This window comes from Moorena sp. SIOASIH (assembly GCF_010671925.1).
Taxonomy (GTDB): Bacteria; Cyanobacteriota; Cyanobacteriia; order Cyanobacteriales; family Coleofasciculaceae; genus Moorena.
Genome location: NZ_JAAHIH010000001.1, coordinates 1,012,956 through 1,031,788, shown reverse-complemented (window position 1 = coordinate 1,031,788; position 18,833 = coordinate 1,012,956). Strand labels below are relative to the sequence as shown.

At 42.7% G+C, this 18,833-nt stretch carries 17 protein-coding genes; 6 read left to right on the top strand and 11 right to left on the bottom strand.

Annotation, left to right across the window (positions count from 1 at the left end; all coding sequences use genetic code 11):
• Positions 1-276: 276 nt before the first annotated feature.
• Positions 277-3,189, bottom strand: a complete 2,913-nt coding sequence (locus tag F6J90_RS04565) for a hypothetical protein (RefSeq protein ID WP_293091292.1) — start codon at positions 3,187-3,189, stop codon at positions 277-279.
• 14 nt (positions 3,190-3,203) lie between these two features.
• A complete protein-coding gene (locus F6J90_RS04560) occupies positions 3,204-7,325 on the bottom strand; it encodes a baseplate J/gp47 family protein (protein WP_293091291.1) in 4,122 nt (1,373 codons plus the stop codon).
• A gap of 2,036 nt (positions 7,326-9,361) precedes the next feature.
• Between F6J90_RS04560 and F6J90_RS04555 the strand changes: the two genes are divergently transcribed.
• Complete coding sequence (locus F6J90_RS04555; RefSeq protein WP_293091290.1) at positions 9,362-9,673, top strand: DUF433 domain-containing protein; 312 nt, start codon at positions 9,362-9,364, stop codon at positions 9,671-9,673.
• Positions 9,666-10,001: a DUF5615 family PIN-like protein gene (locus tag F6J90_RS04550; RefSeq protein ID WP_293091289.1), complete on the top strand. Its 336-nt coding sequence runs from the start codon at positions 9,666-9,668 to the stop codon at positions 9,999-10,001. Before F6J90_RS04555 ends, F6J90_RS04550 begins: the two co-directional genes overlap by 8 nt.
• 1,167 nt (positions 10,002-11,168) lie before the next feature.
• On the opposite strand, the gene F6J90_RS04545 is transcribed toward F6J90_RS04550, so the two are convergent.
• The 4 genes from F6J90_RS04545 to F6J90_RS04530 form a co-directional block, all read right to left on the bottom strand.
• Positions 11,169-11,792, bottom strand: a complete 624-nt coding sequence (locus F6J90_RS04545; protein WP_293091288.1) for a hypothetical protein — start codon at positions 11,790-11,792, stop codon at positions 11,169-11,171.
• A gap of 159 nt (positions 11,793-11,951) precedes the next feature.
• Positions 11,952-12,095 carry a hypothetical protein gene (locus F6J90_RS04540; protein WP_293091287.1) on the bottom strand — a complete coding sequence of 48 codons (144 nt, stop codon included), beginning with the start codon at positions 12,093-12,095 and terminating at the stop codon, positions 11,952-11,954.
• Positions 12,096-12,578: 483 nt separating this feature from the next.
• Positions 12,579-12,839, bottom strand: a complete 261-nt coding sequence (locus F6J90_RS04535) for a hypothetical protein (protein ID WP_008186278.1) — start codon at positions 12,837-12,839, stop codon at positions 12,579-12,581.
• A complete protein-coding gene (locus tag F6J90_RS04530; protein WP_293091286.1) occupies positions 12,836-13,042 on the bottom strand; it encodes a hypothetical protein in 207 nt (68 codons plus the stop codon). The genes F6J90_RS04535 and F6J90_RS04530 overlap by 4 nt, the downstream gene beginning before the upstream one ends.
• Before the next feature lie 103 nt (positions 13,043-13,145).
• On the opposite strand from F6J90_RS04530, the gene F6J90_RS04525 reads away from it, so the two are divergent.
• Positions 13,146-13,424 carry a hypothetical protein gene (locus tag F6J90_RS04525; protein ID WP_293091285.1) on the top strand — a complete coding sequence of 93 codons (279 nt, stop codon included), beginning with the start codon at positions 13,146-13,148 and terminating at the stop codon, positions 13,422-13,424.
• Positions 13,425-13,475: 51 nt separating this feature from the next.
• Here the strand turns inward: F6J90_RS04525 and F6J90_RS04520 are convergent, their stop codons facing one another.
• From F6J90_RS04520 to F6J90_RS04510, 3 genes are all read right to left on the bottom strand, one after another.
• A complete protein-coding gene (locus F6J90_RS04520) occupies positions 13,476-13,784 on the bottom strand; it encodes a hypothetical protein (RefSeq protein WP_293091284.1) in 309 nt (102 codons plus the stop codon).
• A gap of 1,300 nt (positions 13,785-15,084) precedes the next feature.
• Positions 15,085-15,528: a type II toxin-antitoxin system VapC family toxin gene (locus F6J90_RS04515; protein WP_293091283.1), complete on the bottom strand. Its 444-nt coding sequence runs from the start codon at positions 15,526-15,528 to the stop codon at positions 15,085-15,087.
• Entirely contained in the window at positions 15,528-15,803 is a 276-nt protein-coding gene (locus F6J90_RS04510) for a hypothetical protein (protein ID WP_293091282.1), read from the bottom strand. The genes F6J90_RS04515 and F6J90_RS04510 overlap by 1 nt, the downstream gene beginning before the upstream one ends.
• A 207-nt stretch (positions 15,804-16,010) precedes the next feature.
• Here F6J90_RS04510 and F6J90_RS04505 point away from each other — a divergent pair, with 207 nt between their 5' ends.
• The 3 genes from F6J90_RS04505 to F6J90_RS04495 all read left to right on the top strand — a co-directional run bounded on the left by F6J90_RS04505 (position 16,011) and on the right by F6J90_RS04495 (position 16,795).
• Positions 16,011-16,178 carry a hypothetical protein gene (locus tag F6J90_RS04505; RefSeq protein ID WP_293091281.1) on the top strand — a complete coding sequence of 56 codons (168 nt, stop codon included), beginning with the start codon at positions 16,011-16,013 and terminating at the stop codon, positions 16,176-16,178.
• Positions 16,179-16,302: 124 nt separating this feature from the next.
• Positions 16,303-16,542: a hypothetical protein gene (locus F6J90_RS04500; RefSeq protein WP_293091280.1), complete on the top strand. Its 240-nt coding sequence runs from the start codon at positions 16,303-16,305 to the stop codon at positions 16,540-16,542.
• Positions 16,511-16,795 (top strand): hypothetical protein, encoded by a 285-nt coding sequence (locus tag F6J90_RS04495; protein ID WP_293091279.1) that lies wholly within the window; start codon positions 16,511-16,513, stop codon positions 16,793-16,795. The genes F6J90_RS04500 and F6J90_RS04495 overlap by 32 nt, the downstream gene beginning before the upstream one ends.
• A gap of 77 nt (positions 16,796-16,872) precedes the next feature.
• Here the strand turns inward: F6J90_RS04495 and F6J90_RS04490 are convergent, their stop codons facing one another.
• On the bottom strand, positions 16,873-17,004 hold the full coding sequence (locus tag F6J90_RS04490) for a hypothetical protein (RefSeq protein ID WP_293091278.1): 132 nt from the start codon (positions 17,002-17,004) through the stop codon (positions 16,873-16,875).
• Between the two features lie 73 nt (positions 17,005-17,077).
• Positions 17,078-18,823, bottom strand: coding sequence for a DUF4157 domain-containing protein (locus F6J90_RS04485; protein ID WP_293091277.1), 1,746 nt, complete (start codon positions 18,821-18,823; stop codon positions 17,078-17,080).
• Between the last annotated feature and the right edge of the window lie 10 nt (positions 18,824-18,833).

Below are 18,833 nucleotides of genomic sequence, written 5' to 3'. Positions count from 1 at the left end.
CTATTAGGTGTTTTGATTATAGCATGAGCGATATCACTTGGTTCATGTAGGGTGGGCAGTGCCTACCAACTGTTTTGAGTTCGGCTAGACGTTTCTCCAGTTGTTGTTTCATGTTCCTTTGGCTTTTAGATTCAGGTTCGGTTGAAATTTGGAGATGGTGCGTTACGCTACAGTTGTTGTTTGATGTTCCTTTAACTTTTAGATTCAGGTTCGGTTGAAATTTGGAGATGGTGCGTTAGCGGTAGCGTAACGCACCCTACAAGATCGGCGATCGCACTAAACACCTATTATTGGTAAGTAAAATGCCATGACCACAAGTGTTCTTCCGCCACCGAAGCCATCTAGGCATGATGGGTTGCTAGTCCACCTTGCCACATTGTCGCCAACTTTCTTCGACTGGAGCTTAACGGTATGCTCACCTGTCCCAAGCGGCAAGACGACATTGCCATTCAAATTCACATTAGGATGATTAGAGCTATGGGCTTGAAAGTGCGAACCAGATTGGGGACAGCCATTACCGTCCACGACTAGCCTTGTTGCAACGAGATTACGACCTTTACAATTCCCCTCTGGTTGGACATTAATGGAATAGGTACAAAAAATTATTGCTTTTCTATCTAGGGTGAAAGTAACTGATGTATCGGAAACATATTCCCACCCCGTGGATGTGATAGAAACATCAGTATCTGGTTGGGCTGCCCATATTCCAGCCAAAACCCCGCCACCTTTAATTTGTCCTGACACATCCAGCTTTGCCTCTGGACTATCCGTACCAATCCCCACATTGCCCTTTCCAGGCATTAAGGCAATATGATCGTGACAATGATTAGATGTTCCAATCTCCAGTGTCTTTGCCTCTGGTTCGCATCCTCGACGGTAATATCTGATCCAGGCAGCATCACCACAACTTAGTTGTATCGCTCCAGTTACAGTTAGGTTTTTTACTGAAAGCTCCTGACTCTGAGAACCAGAAAAACGTGTTTTTGTGTCTACATAGGTTTTAATTGCTTTCTCCGTTGGTATTGCACAATCGCTATTACCTTCGAGAGTACAATCACAAGAAAATTCATTCACCGCTACTCCCTGTTGTAGCTTGAGATTGCCCTTCACTTCTAGTTTTGCCCCTGGATTTGTCGTCCCAATCCCCACATTACCATCTTTGGTGACGTTGAATACATCACACGCTTCTGCTGTAGAAAAGCTCAATCGCCCACCAGGTTTATTGGCAATTTCTACCCGATTATTCAATCCTTCGTTGGTGGAAAGTTCTAAGAAGGCTAGGTTAGTGCAAGATTGAAATAAGCCTACTGCATCTGATGCTAGGACATGAAACTTGTGAGTTGGATTGCTTGTCCCAATCCCCACATTGCCTTTTCCAGGCATTAAAACAATATGATCGTGACAATGATTAGATGTTCCAATCTCCAGTGTCTTTGCTTCTCGTTCACCTCCTCGACCGTAATATCTGATCCAGGCAGCATCACCACAACTTAGTTGTATCGCTCCATTTACAGTTAGGTTTTTTGCTGAAAAATCCTGATTCACAGAACCATGGAGAAGCGCTTTAGTATCGGCATAGGTTTTAATTGCTTTCTCCGTTGGTATTGCACAATCGCTATTATCTTCGAGACTACCATCACAAGAAAATTCATTCACCGCTACTCCCTTTAGTAGCTTGAGATTGCCCTTCACTTCTAGTTTTGCCCCTGGATCTATCGTCCCAATCCCCACATGGCAATCTTTGATAACCATCTGTACTATTCCGTCAGTACCAGGGTTCAGTTCATTGTTATCATGAGTACCACCTTTGTACCAAGCAAAATTATTGTCAGTGCGGAAATATTGAGTGCCATGCTGTATCCCTATCCCGTAATTATTATAACACATGTTAATTATCTGTATTGTCGGTGTATCAAAGCTAAGACTTCCTGAGACAGATAATTCATTTGTGGTTGTACAGCCATCTACCCGTAGGTTTTTATCCCCTGGATCGGAATCACCACCAACGTGCAAACCGCCATTTATAGAGAGTTTAGCCCTTGGATTTGTCGTCCCAATCCCCACATTGCCCTTTCGAGGCATTAAGGCAATATGATCGTCACAATCATTAGATGTTCCTATCTCCAGTGTCGTATTTTCTCCTGAATTTCCACAACGGTAATACCTGATCCAGGCAGCATCTTTACTACCATAATCCGGTTCTTTAGTAAAGAAAATACCGTTGTTTTTTTTATTACCCGCACTTGGTTTAATTACTCCATTTACAGTTAGATTTTTTGCTGAAAAATCCTCACTCACACAACCATGGAGAAGTGCTTTAGTATCGGCATAGGTTTTAATTGCTTTTTCCGTTGGTATGGCCATATCGCTACAACCTTCGAGAGTACCATCACAAGAAAATGCATTCACCGCTACTCCGTACTCTAGCTTTAAATTTCCTTTAACTTCTAGTTTTGCATCTGGACAGGTCGTCCCAATCCCCACATTGCCTGATTCACTTACAATGGTTAAATGTTTTCCTTTTGAAACGCAGTTGCTATAGCTTTCTATATATAATTTTTTTTCTGAACTGCCAATGTACTTAAGGTCAAAACCCCCGTTTGCTGCGGTCGATTCTCCCAATTGAATGGTTGGATTATCTTGTTCACTTTGCCCCCAAATCTTCAGGACAGGTTCATTTCCTTTAATTTCCAGCTTGGCATCTGGACAGGTCGTCCCAATCCCCACCTTGCCATCTTTATCAATCAGAAAAATCGTATCCTTTAACTCATCATAAATGTGCAAAGCATCTTCATTACACGTCTGCTGAATATGGAGTTTCGCCGTCGGCTGATCGATACTCAGTCCCACATTCCCGTTACTGCTGTCAATAAAAAGCTTGCTCTTGCTAACTTCACCAGAAGCAGAATGAGATATATTTAAACCTACCTTGTTTCCATCACGCTTTTGATTAATACTCCAAGTCTTCGTATCACCCGCATAAAAATCCAATAGTTTATCATCCGTACCTTGGGCGGTAATCTTGAGGGGGGCGGTAATCTTGAGGGGAGTATCTGCCCCAGCCGGGTTTTCTATGCCATCATCTTTAATATTGAGGGTGGAATCAATAAAGTCGGCAAAATCCTGTTGAGAAGGCTTTTTACCTGTCTCGAATAATTGTTTTAGTTGACTTCTCTTCTTTTGAACCATGATATTTACTCCTTTTAACTAACAACAAAATCATCATTAAAAATTCTCATATAACCAATTCCCTCAAAATCATCTTCATCATAAGAACTTTCTGTGCCCATTAGGTAGATAATATGTTGAGGGGCAGAAACCAAAATTGAATCCGGGTGTTGCACCTGGGCGAGATTAGACGGAATCACCCGATAATAGATATCTGACTTGCCGCCAGATCCAGCTTTAATGCCGACTTGCTCAATTAATTTGAGATAGCCAACATAATCTACATAGGGTCTTTTCTCAATAAAATGGATCACTGAGGAATTATGGATTGAACTACCAAAGGTAATGTCTGCTTGTTCTTCATAGGCCCACGGGGACAAAAAGCGTTTAATATCTTCATTGAGTTGTTTGAGATAGTTCCCCTGGTCAGATCCAGCGCGAAAACGGATACCCACTTTGTATTGAATGGGTTTGTAGCGGGGATTTTTCACCACGATTTGCACAAATGGTGAGGTATAGTTTTGCAGGTATACCTGGATTTCCTTTAGTAAGTAGGAAGGTGCTTTGGGTTCGAGGGGAAAGAAAGGCGCAGTATTCGCCACGCCGGGAATTACCACCACGGTTACCTTGGCATCACCAGGATTGTGGTTGCCAGCAGCAGAGGTGATACATTTCACCTTATAGATTTGGGGGAAATGTTCCAATACTAGACGTTCGTAATCCCAGGCGGTTATAGCCCTCTGTTTATGGCGCAGTCTTTCACTCACCCGGATGGTGAAGGCGCGATTGTCTTCTTTTGGTTTACCGCCAAAGGAACTATAGGGCTGTTGTACTGTGTTGATGGCGGGATCTCGTGTTACAAATCCTTGAATGGAATTAGCTGCGAGGGGTTTACTTAAATGGTCGGCTGCATTCCCCTGATTCACAAAGGTCGCCCTGACAGCTTGGGTTTTGATGTCCAGAGTATCAGGAATGGCAGCAGCATTTTCCGTAACGCTGGCTCGTAACCAATGTAAACCACTGGGTAATAGGTTATGCTGACTGGTGGCTCCCTCCGGGATACTCAAGCGGATAATACCCGAATCGACTAACCCATTGGTACTATCGGAAAGCATCTCTGTATCTTTAAATTCCTGCCAAGCATTACCACTCAAGTAACTCCAGTGAATCTGTGGTGGAGTTAGTTCCCCATTGCCACTCCCCGGTATCATTTGGAAGAGGATGGAAATGTTTTGGGGTGGTTGCAGATTACGGATACCAATGTATAAAGTGCCTTGTTCTTGATAGTTCGGTAAGAGATAATATTGGTTGTCTTGATTGAGAGTTTGGATATTGGCATAGCCAAAGGGATGAAGTTGGAAGATTTGACTAGAGTGAGGTGGATTTGGAGGGTTTTTTAGGTCAATCTCCTCTGAGGCGGTATAGTCGAGGGAGATGGCTTTAACTTGCGGGGTGTAAGGGAGATAAACTGGCAGGGATTTGATATCATTATCCGTTGACAAAGCCACCTTAGTTGATACTACTGGATATAAATCATGGGCAAATGCAAAATCTGGGCTTTCTAATTCCAGTTGAAAATACCTTCTTTGTTCAAAAGGATCGTCTGTATCAGTTTCATAGGAAGAAGTGTCGAGAGAATAGCCTGGAATTTGATAATTGAGGTGAATTGGATTTTGGTTAAAGATGGATTTGGAGTTTTCAATCTTCACACCGCTTCGGTTATTAAAAAGTTTCAAACTGGCTTTAAAGCTGTCATTAGTAATTTCCTCCGTAATTACATCGGTGCTCTTGTATACCTCATAATGGGTGGCAAAGTCTTGAGGAAGTCCCATCCACTCGATATTAATGGTAATACTATCTAATTTTTTGGTGCTAATTTCTCGATTAGCGAAGTAAAACCCCGAACCTACTTTAGGATTATTCCCAAAGGGTTGAAAAGTAATTTTGGGATTTAGTACTGAGTTATCATTCCGCAGTTGGACATCTTGAATATTCTCAGCCTTGACTTGTATATTAACTTTTTCTAAGCGTACCGATTTAAATTGATCGTAATATAGTTTTTCCTGGGTATTTTCTGCTGATGATATTTCTTTCAACAGAATTTTTACCACTGGATAGGGACTGTCCAGGAAAAAAGTTGATTCATCTGGTTGGGGTGGCAAGATAGCAGGTAGGGTGGGATCGAGGGTTAACTGAAACTGTAAACTGTTGAGGTAAATAGCAGAATTACGATAGAGGTTAATCTGGTCAGTACTAACAGCCTCTTGAGGGAAATTACCGATACCAATTTGCTGTATATTAGCTTCTTTATTGCTAACTAATCCTGTAATCTGGAATATGTAACCATCATTCCAAACCAGAAGTTGCCCCACCTGACTTTCCGAAAATGTTTTCTTTTCAGCAGTCAAAGAAACACTGGTAAAATTACCATTGTCAGCATCTGCAGGACTGGGAGATAGTTCTTCAATGCTATAAGAGACTAGTGGTTCTTCTACAATAAAATCGCCAACTTTAGCTTCAAAAGCTTGAGGTTGTATCCATTGGGCTTCACTACTCAAGTAAATCTCAAAAGGGTCGCTACTTAGTATTTCTTGGAAAGTATCCCGATTCAAAGTGTTTCCTTCAGAGGCGAAGGTAAGGGTAATCTTACGTGTACCTTCTTGCAACAACAAGACGGGAGAAGTAACGGCAAAACCGATGGAATTTTGTGAGGTTTGAGTAATGTTGCCAAAAGTATTAAAACGTTGCGATATAGTTGCTTGTCCCTCTTCCGCGTCAACTAGTGAACTGGCATGGATATTCTTAATTTCCGTTCTCCCAATAGGAGGGTAAGTAAAGTTTCTTTTCTTGGTTTGGGCTTTCTCAACGAGGCGATAGACTTCTTCCCAATTAGGATTTTCTGTAGTAGCTTGGATTTCCATAATCTTCCGGAAATCTGCCACACTCAGATACAGTTCTTCTTTGACATATCTAATAACTCGCTCTTGGGTAAGATGATCAAATATCTCTTGGAGAGTTGTATAACCATTAGGCATTTCCGGCAAATCATCACCAGGATTAGGATTGCCAAGAGCCAATTTCATCATGCTCTCGAAACCATACTGTTCTTGCTCTCCCTTTAAGGCTATACGCCTCCCCATGGTAATTTTTTTTCTGTAGGCTTTTTCTATTATTTTATAAACTTCGTTCCATTCTAATTCTGTAGGTTCTTCTTTATCTGCTTGGGCTTTATTTATTTGCCTATCATGGATATCAAAGCAATAGTTAAAATCGTCTGTGTTGAGGAAAAATAATTGTTCTGTAATATAAGTAATATAAGAGGTTATGTTATTATCTGTTTGTTGATTATCTTGAGTCGCTTGATAAATAGTTCCTTTGAGATAATTAATATCAACATCAACATCAACAGTTTGACCATCAACTTGAACATTTATCTTAGGAAGTTGGTCTCCTTGGTTGGGGCTGCCAACCGCCCATCGCAGCATATTTTCAAAACTTTGATCGCTCTTATTATCTTGATTATGAATTTCTTCTAAACCAATAGATTTTTTGTCTATAAATAACGTTTTGATGCTGGCTACTTGAGCTTGATTAACAACTATATCTTCATCGGTGGCATAGTTAATATTAACCCCTTCACTATCTTGTCCAGCACTGAGCAAAGTACCCTTGTTAATAAGATGGGCTTCTTCTCCTTGCGCCAGCTCAAAAATTACATGAATCTTGTCTGGAACTTCCTCTTTTGTCCTTAACTGCAGTACCTCTTTATAGTAAAAATCGAGATATCTTTGGGTCAGTGCCTTGAACTGTTGCTGAGGATAACGTAATAATTGTAAAAACGTGAACAACAAAACTAGATGAGGTTGAGCTAATTGCCTTTGTGTCGATGGCTCGTCTGCGAAACTTTCCGGGTTATTAATGTAAGCAACCATTTGCTCAACATCTCCCCCAAAGAAACTTGACCAATCCCCATTTATCCGATTGGACTCATCGTAATAGTTTAGTTTTGTGGCATACTCTTGTACGAAGGTGAGAAAATCAGAAACATCGCGCTCATCTACGGAAACATAATCTGGTTCGAGTTCCCTTAGCAAGCGTCCGCGCTGACTAACGCCATCCCGAAAAATTTGATGTATAATTTTCTTGTTTGTATTCATAACTAAATTCTACATCATTGATCAAGATGGCGGATGTAAACTTTATTAACAAGCCAATCTCAAAAAAAGTAATAAATATTCATATAAGGAACGAAAATTAAATTTAGTGTAAGCATTTAGTTATCAGCCGTCAGCGATCAGCTGTCAGCTAATGGGCTAGGGCGTGTCTTCAAACTCGGAGATCCCCCTAAATCCCCCTTAAAAAAGGGGGACTTTGAGTATGGCTCCCCCCTTCCGCGCGGGGGGCTGGGGGGGATCTAAATCTTGCGGAAAACTTTGAAAACACGCCCTAGGCTCACGCTACTTGAGGTGCTTATGGGCTATGGACAAGCTAAACCGAACATTGAATAAGCGATGCAGCAAGGGCACAGGGGAGGCAGTCGGCCAAAGGGGGTGGGTGCATCTCAGTTTTGCCTAATGGCAAAACTGAGTTAGGATTTTTCAATGGTAGGGTGGGCAAAATTCAAGGGGTTGTCGGTTTGATTAGAAATCATGGCTAATTTGCCCACCCTACAAGGGCTAATGGCAAAACTGAGTTAGGATTTTTCAATGGTAGGGTGGGCAAAATTCAAGGGGTTGTCGGTTTGATTAGAAATCATGGCTAATTTGCCCACCCTACAAGGGCTAATGGCAAAACTGAGTTAGGATTTTTCAATGGTAGGGTGGGCAAAATTCAAGGGGTTGTCGGTTTGATTAGAAATCATGGCTAATTTGCCCACCCTACAAGGGCTAATGGCAAAACTGAGTTAGGATTTTTCAATGGTAGGGTGGGCAAAATTCAAGGGGTTGTCGGTTTGATTAGAAATCATGGCTAATTTGCCCACCCTACAAGAGCGGCGCTCGGACGCTAAACGATTGTCCGATTAATTCAAAGTCTTTGGTTTCTTGATTTTTAAGTTTGGTTCGAATCTGGGCAAATTGTCTAACTACATTGGGGTTATATAATCGTTAACCACAATGTAAACAGACTTCGGCTTCTACTTGAACAATGGCTGTATTTACCCCACCTTTGAGGAGTTTTTTAACTTGTTTGGTGGTCAATTATCCTTGACAATTAGGACATTTTTTCGGGGTTTTCATCACTATCTCCTTATTTTACCATTAATCCACTTTTTCGGATCAGGTCGATATACAGTAACGCAGGGAATATCACCATAAAGGGGTAGGGTGGGCAAATAATGATAGTTTGACAATTTGATCATAAATCTAGTCCATTTGCCCACCCTACAAAAGCTACAAAAGCGATCGCACTGTTGCGTAGGGCGTACCCTATTAGTGGTCCGGTGGGCAAATAATGATAGTTTGACAATTTGATCATAAATCTAGTCCATTTGCCCACCCTACAAAAGCGATCGCACTATTAGTGGTCCGGTGGGCAAATAATGATAGTTTGACAATTTGATCATAAATCTAGTCCATTTGCCCACCCTACAAAAGCGATCGCACTATTAGTGGTCCGGTGGGCAAATAATGATAGTTTGACAATTTGATCATAAATCTAGTCCATTTGCCCACCCTACAAAAGCGATCGCACTATTAGTGGTCCGGTGGGCAAATAATGATAGTTTGACAATTTGATCATAAATCTAGTCCATTTGCCCACCCTACAAAAGCGATCGCACTTGTCCACTGTTCCCTGTTCCCTGTTCCCTGTTCCCGACAACTGCCGCGAAGTACGCTATTAGTAGTAGGGTGGGCAAATAATGATAGTTTGACAATTTGATCAAGAATCATGTCCATTTGCCCACCCTACAAAAGCGATCGCACTATTAGTGGTAGGGTGGGCAAATAATGATAGTTTGACAATTTGATCAAGAATCATGTCCATTTGCCCACCCTACAAAAGCGATCGCACTTGTCCACTGTTGCGTAGGGCGTACCCTATTAGTGGTAGGGTGGGCAAATAATGATAGTTTGACAATTTGATCAAGAATCATGTCCATTTGCCCACCCTACAAGAGCGATCGCACTTTGTACAACACCCAATTGAAAACCGTTATAATTGAATTAAAAGGATATCTAATCAAAAAATGATTATGACACAAGTCAGTACAGAACATATTAGTATTAATCCCGAAATTCGCTTCGGTAAACCTTGCATTACGGGAACAAGGATAGCTGTTATTGATATTGTCAATTGCTATCTAAACCTGGAAGAATCAATTGAAGATATTGCTAAAGATTATAATTTATCACTAGCTTCGGTTCATGCGGCAATGACCTATTATTACGATCATCGAGAAGAACTGGAAATTCGTAAGGCAGAAGGGGAAGCATTTGCTCAGGAATTTGCTAAAAATCACCCTTCTTTGTTACAGGAAAAACTTAGGAATTTAAAGGGTGAGTAAAAGGATTCGTTATCATTTGGATGAGCATATTAAATCGGTAATTGCCCGGAAATTACGCCATCGTGGAATTGATGTAACAACTACGGTTGAGGTACAGTTGAGAACTAAAAGTGATGATTCTCAATTAGCTTTTGCAAGTCGAGAAGGGAGAGTATTAGTAACTCATGATAATGATTTTATTAAACTAGCAGTTACAAATCCTAATCATTCAGGCATTGCTTATTGTCATCAAACTAAGCGTTCTCTTGGTCAAATTATTGAAACTTTGGTGTTAATGTATGAGGTTTATACTCCTGAAGATATGATTGATCGTGTTGAATTTTTATAAAATGCGATCGCAATTATAAACGTAGCTTGGGTTGAGGCACGTTTCCGTAAGCATATGCGCTACGCGCACGCTGCGCGAACAGCTATCAGCCTATGGACTACGCGCATTAGCTGATAGCTGAATGCTGATAGCTGATATAGCAATCCCTGTAGGAATTTAGAGAACTTTGTTCCCTACTCCCTACTCCCTACTCCCTACTCCCTGTTCCCTTTGCTATAGCTGATAGCTATCCATCGCATTTATTTACATTCTACCTCAAAAAAAAATTTATAAAAACCCTTGACAAATTATTTTCTAATCATTATGATTATATTTATAAAGAAAAAGCAAAAGGTGAACCTTATGTCTTCATAATTTCCAACCAATCCAGACAACAATCCCGATGATTCTTCCTCAAAAAAAATCCGTGTTCAGCACATTTTGAGGGGCTCCCGCAAGGCAGTAACTAATACCATGCATGCCCTGTATGCACTGGGTTACGCCCAAATATCCGAGTGGAGTCCTCTGCAGCCGACGGATGTTCCCGGAGAATTCATAACAATTATGACCAAGTACTTCAGGCTCCGTTAACACGTTAAATTGCTGGGGGGTTTTCCCCCCGGCCAAACCATCCGCTCCAATCCCGTAGCGTGACCTTCGGCCAATCCCATAGGATCACGTCTGGATAGGTTAGAAAACTGAATGACATAAGGTAAATTCCTAGCCGTGGATAGTATTTCTGCGGCTATTTTTTTTTAGGTTGAAGGTTATGATGTTGAAGGTTGAAGGTTGGGATGTTGAAGGTTGAAGGTTGGGATGTTGAAGGTTGAAGGTTGGGATGTTGAAGGTTGAAGGTTGGGATGTTGAAGGTTGAAGGTTGGTTAGTTGAAGGTTGAAGGTTGGTTAGTTGAAGGTTGAAGGCGTAGGGTGGGCAAATAATGAAAGTAATACCAATTGATCACGAATCATGTCGATTTGCCCACCCGACCTGAGTTGAAAGCACTGTAGGGTGGGCAAATAATGATAGTTTGACAATTTGATAAAGAATCATGTCGATTTGCCCACCCTACAAAAGCGATCGCACTCTGTTCCCTGTTCCCTGTTCCCTGTTCCCTGCTCCCTGCTCCCTGCTCCCTAAAACCCAGAGATTTGTACCTCATGGGTATAAGAAAGGCTATATACAATTACCTAATTATCATTGCGGACGCGGAAATAGTCTTGAAAGGGATGAGACAAAATGCCCAAAAGTTTGGCAGTGTCTCTAATATAGTATTCTTGCAGATCTATCCAGACCAGCACGCCCTGTAAGCGAAGAAACTGCCAGATTAGACCAGTTGTCACAGCTCCAAAAATCGGTAAAGTGACATTTTCTCTCTCGTTAAAGCGTTGGGCTGCTACCATTTCGGCAATACACTGCGCCAAACCTCCTTTAATATTTTCATTCTTGGCTTCAACTAAGGTAACAACAGGTCGGTGAATTTCATAAATTTCTCGTGAAGCGGTCAAAATAAAGTCACAATAACCGTTTAATCCTAACTCTGAATCAATATTGAATTCTGACCCAGAAAAAAAACCAACTTCATTATGAAAAATTTCCCGGATTTCTAATAATGTTGGAGCGATTAAGAGTTCAGACCGGGCTTTTTCTGTATTGATGGCATTGGCGAGAGGAATATTTCGTTTTAAGATTTGTTGTAAAAGTTCGCTAACTTCCACGGGAGCAATATCCGTAAACAAATTTTGCGACTCATCAATGTTTAACTCAAACCGATTACACACTTCAGCAATGGATTTAAATTCCCTGTAGGACATTGCTTATGCTCCAACAAGATTGCTTTAAATTTAAACATAGAACGTAAGCATATGCGCTACGCGCACGCTACGCGAACAGCTATCAGCTATCAGCTATCAGCTATCAGCTATCAGCTATCAGCTATCAGCCATTGGCTATCAGCTATTGGCCGTAGTACATCAATCATGTCCATTTGCCCACCCTACCAGATCAGCGATCGCACTACTACAAGAGTGCGATCGCACTACTAACCCTCTCTCCAAGCGCGATCGCATTCCGTAGGGTAGGGTGGGCAAATCATCAACCATAAACGAATAAATCATAAATCTAGTCCATTTGCCCACCCTACTACAAGCAAGGGGTAGGGTGGGCAAATCATCAACCATAAACGAATAAATCATAAATCTAGCCAAGTTAGGCGTAGGGTGGGCAAATAATGAAAGTAATATAGCAATCCTATCTGATTCGTGAAAGAAATGGGCTGCTTTAAGGCAGAAGGCAGAAGGCAGAAGGCAGAAGGGAAGAGAGAAGGAGCTAGTTTTTAAGAAGTCCAGTGATTTTACAAATGATTTAGGATTGCTATACCATAAGATCACGAATCATGTCGATTTGCCCACCTGACCTGAGCTCCGAGATCCGCTGTTCCTAGATACAAACGCGCTTACTATTACCTCATTATCATTGCGATCGCGGAAATAGAAGGTTAGCTTCAGGGGTAGGGTGGGCAAATTCTGAGAGTTTGACAATTTCATCTTTGTGTCATGTCCATTTGCCCACCCGACAAGAGCGATCGCACCAGGCGATCGCTACTTTGAGCCTAATATTTTGTCATATTCGGCGTGTGTTCCAATCCAAAACCAAGCTAGATCATTATCCTTTTCTACCGCAATCGCTCTGTAGTGTAAACCCACTCGAACTGACCAAAACCGACCTACTTTCTTGAAATGTAGTGAGGGATATCGAGGATCTTGTTTGAGCAACTCGTAACATCTATCGGCAAGTTCTTGGATTTCCGATGGTAGCTGTCGATAATAATACCAAAAATCTGGTGTAGCAAGATGTTTCACAAATCAGTACAATTTCCTTGTCGTAAATCTTTCAGTGCTTTGTCTGCTAGTGCATCTAGCCTACCAGCCGCAACATCTGCTTCAAATTGTCGATCCCAATTTGCAGCATCAAATTCTGCAAACCAAGTCCGAAATTTGGCGAGATCCTCACTAGACAGTTGACTGACAGCACGTTCAATTTCTCCTAAGTCACTCTTATTCATAAGCCCTAATTTTGCACAGATCTATTCAAATTATACCGGGGACTACTGATTTGTTTACATTTGATGGTTTGCACCCAAAAAGAGCGATCGGCGTTCGCGCAGCGTGGCCAAAGGCCTCAGCCGCGCCAAAGGCGATGAAGCGTTCGCGAAGCGTGGCCAAAGGCTTCAGCTTCCGCTAAAAGCGATCGCACTGAGTTATCGCGTAAGCAATCAGCCGTCAGCGGTCAGTAGGGGTAGGGGTAGGGTGGGCAAATTCTGTACGGAAGGCAATTTCATCATCAATCATCGACATGCAGCCCACCCTACTTTATCAGCGATTGGCCGTAGGCCACGCTACGCTCCGGAAGCTTCGCTTCCGCTAAAAGCGATCGCTCTAAATTAGGATAATCCCTTTCAATCCATTGTCAGACTTGCGATAACCACGCCTCATTTCCTACCATTTATAACCGTTACGGAGTCCCCAATTTAGCCATGCTTCGATCATTTTTTTAGTATTCCCCTGATCGTCTTCTTGAACAGGATCTTCTCTAGTAATGGATTTTAAAGCCCAAAACCACCGTCCTGATTTTTGTTCAAGTTCCCTTAATAGTAAGGGAATTGCTTCTTTTCCCATGCCAATAATTTGTTGATAAGCAGGATGCATAGCTGCTTGAGTGGTTGATGAAATTCCTCTGGTTTCTTCTCGCCACTGGTGAACGAGTTGCCTAAACGTTTGTTCAATATCTTCTTGAATTAGGGACATTTTCTCTCCATTTTGTGGTTGTAAGTAGGGGTAGGGTGGGCAAATCATCAACCATTAACCAATTGATCATAAATCTAGTCCATTTGCCCACCCTACTACAAGCAAGGGGTAGGGTGGGCAAATCATCAACCATTAACCAATAGTCGGGTAGATCGCAATTCGATCGGGTAGGGTGGGCAAATTCTGTACCGAAGGCAATTTCATCATCAATCCTGACTATTTGCCCACCCTACTTTATCCGCGTACTCCGGCCCATTTGCCCACCCTACTCTAAATCGGGATTAAACTCAAACAGAGGATGCTCGCCACCATCAATATCTCAATATGTCGAACTATCGTCGTTCTTATGTGCCAGTCGGGTAGGGTGGGCAAATCATCAACCATAAACGAATAAATCATAAATCTAGTCCATTTGCCCACCCTACTCTGAATCGGGATTAAACTGAAACAGAGGATGCTCGCCACCATCAATATCTCAATATGTCGAACTATCGTCGTTCTTATGTGCCAGGAGGAGTATTTTTTCTGACAATAGTCACATATCGCCGTATTCCTCTATTTTCAGATGTTGAGAATATATCTAGGTGATATCATGTCCGGATAATTAGTTATAAAAAACTTTATCCCTTCAAACCTTACTCCTTTACTTCTGCCTTTCCCCTCCTGGGAGGGGTTAGGGGTGGGTGCCTTCTGCCTTCTGCCTTGCTTTTGCGCTTAGTATAAGTATTCAACCGGACATGATATTACGGAAGGCGATCGCAAAAATGCGGACAGAAAAACCCTTTGACATCACAGCAGCCGTTGTGTTAGCGGATCATCTTCATTTTATCTGGTCGTTACCACCGCATGATTCTGATTATTCGAGCGCGAGTCTCTCGGTTTAAGGTATTATTTACCCGCTCATAACCCGCGAAAACGCTCATTTTCGGTAGAAGTTTCCCCTTCTCGTCGTAAACACCCTTGAAAGCAATGTCTGGCAACGTCGGTTTTGGGAGCATACAATTCGTAATGACCATGATTTACACCGACATATAGATTATATTCACGCTACATCCAGTTAAACATGGTTTGGTGTCTTGTCCTCATTTGTGGCAATATTCCAGTTTTCACAAATGGGTGGAGCGAGGCAAGTATCGACCGGATTGGGGGTGTTGTTGTGGCAGGAATTTACCACAAGTTCTAGATTTTCGCGATTTAGAAGATTTTGCAGGGGAGTAGGGTGGGCAAATTATTAATGTTTGACCAATTGATCACGAATCATCGACATGCAGCCCACCCTACCATTGCTGTTCCCTGTTCCTCAAACCCAAGATTCTAAGGCAAAGGGTTCTACCTGTTGAATACGCTGAAAGTCATTGTCGGCAGAGACAACTGTCAGGTTGTATTGAATTGCTGTAGCAGCAATCCAGAGATCGTTGTCTCCAAAGCCAAGGCTTTGTGGGTTGAAGTTCCGTCGCTTTGTCTTATCTTTGGGACCGAAAGCAGTAATCAGCTTTCCTTTGATCGAGCCGTAAATTTCAGCAATTGGAAGGGTGATAGGGTAAATGTCGATCCTGTTGAGAAAAGCTCTGACTTGCTGCATATTAGCTGCTGTTCGCTCAGATTTGGCTACCATATAGAAAAGTTCTCCAAGGACGATGACACTGGTGGCAACATCCGCTTCACTGTGTAGTTGTAGCTGCTGAATCAGGGTAGGTTCACCAAAGATGATGCGACTACAGTGGTTGGTGTCGAGTAAATACATTAAAATTCAGCTTGGGAACGGGTGTCGTAAACAAGCTGGAGACATTCCTCAAAGTCATCACCCTGCCAGGTTCCAGCAAATTTCAGTAGGTCTTTGGCTTTAGAGCCATGCAGAATGGGTTTCCCCTCCTCGTTCTTAGTTGGCACTGGGCTAGAGAGAGTGTCAGGGCTGGTTGCTCTGGTTTTGAGATATTCGAGATAGTCAAGAATTTGCGCCAAAATCGGTTCTGGCGCGGATTCGATCGCGAGCAGCAATTGTTCTTTAATAGTGGTCATCAGCAATTGGGTATGGGGACATTAACTATCTTTAGTTTCGCTCATTTCCCAAACATGAAACAGTGCGATCGCATTCGGAGCGGGTAGACAAGTGCGCACGCACTCAGTGGGGTAGGGTGGGCAAATACTGTACCGAAGGCAATTTCATCATATATCCTGACTATTTGCCCACCCTACTCATCAGGTAGTAGGGTGGGCAAATTATGTTTGAAAGACCATTTGATTAGTTATCATGTCGATTTGCCCACCCGACAAGTGCGATCGCATTCGGAGCGGGTAGGGTGGGCAAATTCTGTACCGAAGGCAATTTCATCATATATCCTGACTATTTGCCCACCCTACTTTATCCGCGTACGCACTCTGAATCGGGATTAAACTGAAACAGAGGATGCTCGCCACCATCAATATCTCAATATGTCGAACTATCGTCGTTCTTATGTGCCAGGAGGAGTATTTTTTCTGACTTTAGTCACATATCGCCGTATTCCTCTATTTTCAGATGTTGAGAATATATTTCTGTTACGGAAGGCGATCGCAAAAATGCGGACAGAAAAACCCTTTGACATCACAGCAGCCGTTGTTTTACCGGATCATCTTCATTTTATCTGGTCGTTACCACCGGATGATTCTGATTATTCGAGCGCGAGTGTCTCGGTTAAAGGTATTATTTACCCGCTCTTTACCGGGAAAACGCTCATTTTCGGTAGATGTTTCTGCTTCTCGTCGTAAACACCCTTGAAAGCAATGTCTGGCAACGTCGGTTTTGGGAGCATACAATTCGTGATGACCATGATTTACACCGACATTTAGATTATATTCACTATAATCCGGTTAAGCATGGTTTGGTGTCTTGTCCTCATTTGTGGGAATATTCCAGTTTTCACAAATGGGTGGAGCGAGGCAAGTATCGACCCGATTGGGGGTGTTGTTGTGGCAGGAATTTACCACAAGTTCTAGATTTTAGCGATTTAGAAGATTTTGCAGGGGAGTAGGGTGGGCAAATTATGAATGTGGTGTAGGCGTAGGGTGGGCAAATTATTAATGTTTGACCAATTGATCACGAATCATGTCAATTTGCCCACCCTACAAGAGCGATCGGCTGGTTTTGGCGATCGTGTTTTTTGGCAAGGCGATCGCCAGATACCCGCTCCCCAAAGACAAGTCCTTCAATCATCTGGACTCTTTGGGTGTTTATTTTCAATGCCAATTACTGCAAAAAATTGAAGGTAAGGTAATGATATATTAACCAAACCCTTGACAAAATCTATTCTGCCTTAACTGGTGACTTTTTGGTCCAAGTCAGCTGTAATGGTCTTTGCGGTTGTTATTGTGCATACTTTCCGCGGATCTGTGAAAAATTTCGCTTCAGGTAGCCCGGGGATCTGTGCAATCGTCGATGCATTATACAGGGCATCAATATTTGTTGAATCCGCGCCCCACTCAGTGTTATGGCCTAGGCCATAATTATACCATTTCTTGATATATTCGATCTTAATTAAATCAGTACTTTCCGCCCACATCGACGATACCTCCTCTTTCAGATCTACTAACTGAAATTTCTTTCCTCCATTCAGGCTGAATACCTGACCCGCACCCGCCGACACCACTGTGTGGATTGTGCCGTAGATGTTGATTATATCTCCGGGTCTGCTTTCTCCTTTATAGGCAACGGCTTTCTTCCTCATCACATTGTCTAATAAAGTCTCCAGTGGCGACCCGAAGTTAGTAGTACCATGAGGCATAGTATTTATGTGGTTTTCGAGCCAATCTTTTTTTTGCTGATCAGATGCCGATAACAAGATTAGCATTAAGGCTCCTTCACGACAGGTCCATGTACGCTTTCTAAGTTGTTCTAGTATTGTCTTGGGCTTATTATAAACCAACGATTGGTACACTTTTACGGCGCTTTCATCTAGATACGCCTCATGGGCATACCCTCCGTGGCGAATCTCTGCTTTATTTAATAAATCCCTTGCCTGGCTGAGCTGCTTGGCCTTTTGAGGATCAATAATGGCGGTTTCTGCCGCTTTAATCAACTTGGGAAATGAGGCGAAATTACGCGGTTTTCTATCTTTATGCCACGACCAGATCAGGGAATTTAAAGGATTCTCATCTTTGGTTGATTCCCTTGGGGTATAATCACGGGAATTTATGTGTATACTGGGCTGGATTATTGGCTTTGTGTGTGTTACCTCTCGCGTCAACTCATGGTCGATTGCACTCCCCCTTGAATCGGTATGCGGTTGGAAACCCTTGGCCAATTCTCCTTTTTGATCTGCCTCTTTCTCTAGCCGCTCTTCCACATTCACATTTATTTTGATGTCACTTATCTTGGTCGGCTTCACCCGCCCCTGCTTCTGCTGCACCACATGCCACGCCTCATGGGGCAAATGCTTCTCCTGTCCCGGCCCCACATGGATCTCCGTCCCCTGTGCATACGCCAATGCCTGCAATTGTGCCGGTTTCTGAGAGTTGTAATGCACCCTCACATCATCCATCGCATAGCCAGAGAGGTGCTCAATGCCAGCCTTGAGGCGATCAGGCAAGCCAGTTTTGTTTTCCTTTTGGCTCCTCTCTGCCCTCATGCTTTCGCCATAGGTCACCGAATCCCCCGTCAACGGTTGTGCTCTCCGCTGCTCCATCATCCTTTTCGGCTGCACTACCAATTGCCCACCGTGATTCGCCCCTTGCCTGCTTCTCTCTCCCGGCTGTCCAAACGATAGCTTTGCTTGCAGCCCCATTTCTCTCCCTCCTGTGTCGGGCACGTATTGTCCCGTTTCTAGGGAGTGCATCACATTAGCCATTCTACTTCCCCATTCCCCGACCGCCTCTTCCGCGTTCCACTCCCTGTCCTCTGCTTCCAATCTTCTTCTAGAACCAATCACTCTGGAGTCTTTCTTTTTTTGAGCTATTGTCAACGAGGTAGAGTGAGAATATTTCGGTTTATAGGTATGAGTAGTGCGCATAGCTAGTTCTATTTCCCATGTACCCTTAAAGAAAACAATATCAGTCGATTCCACCGTCTTCCAG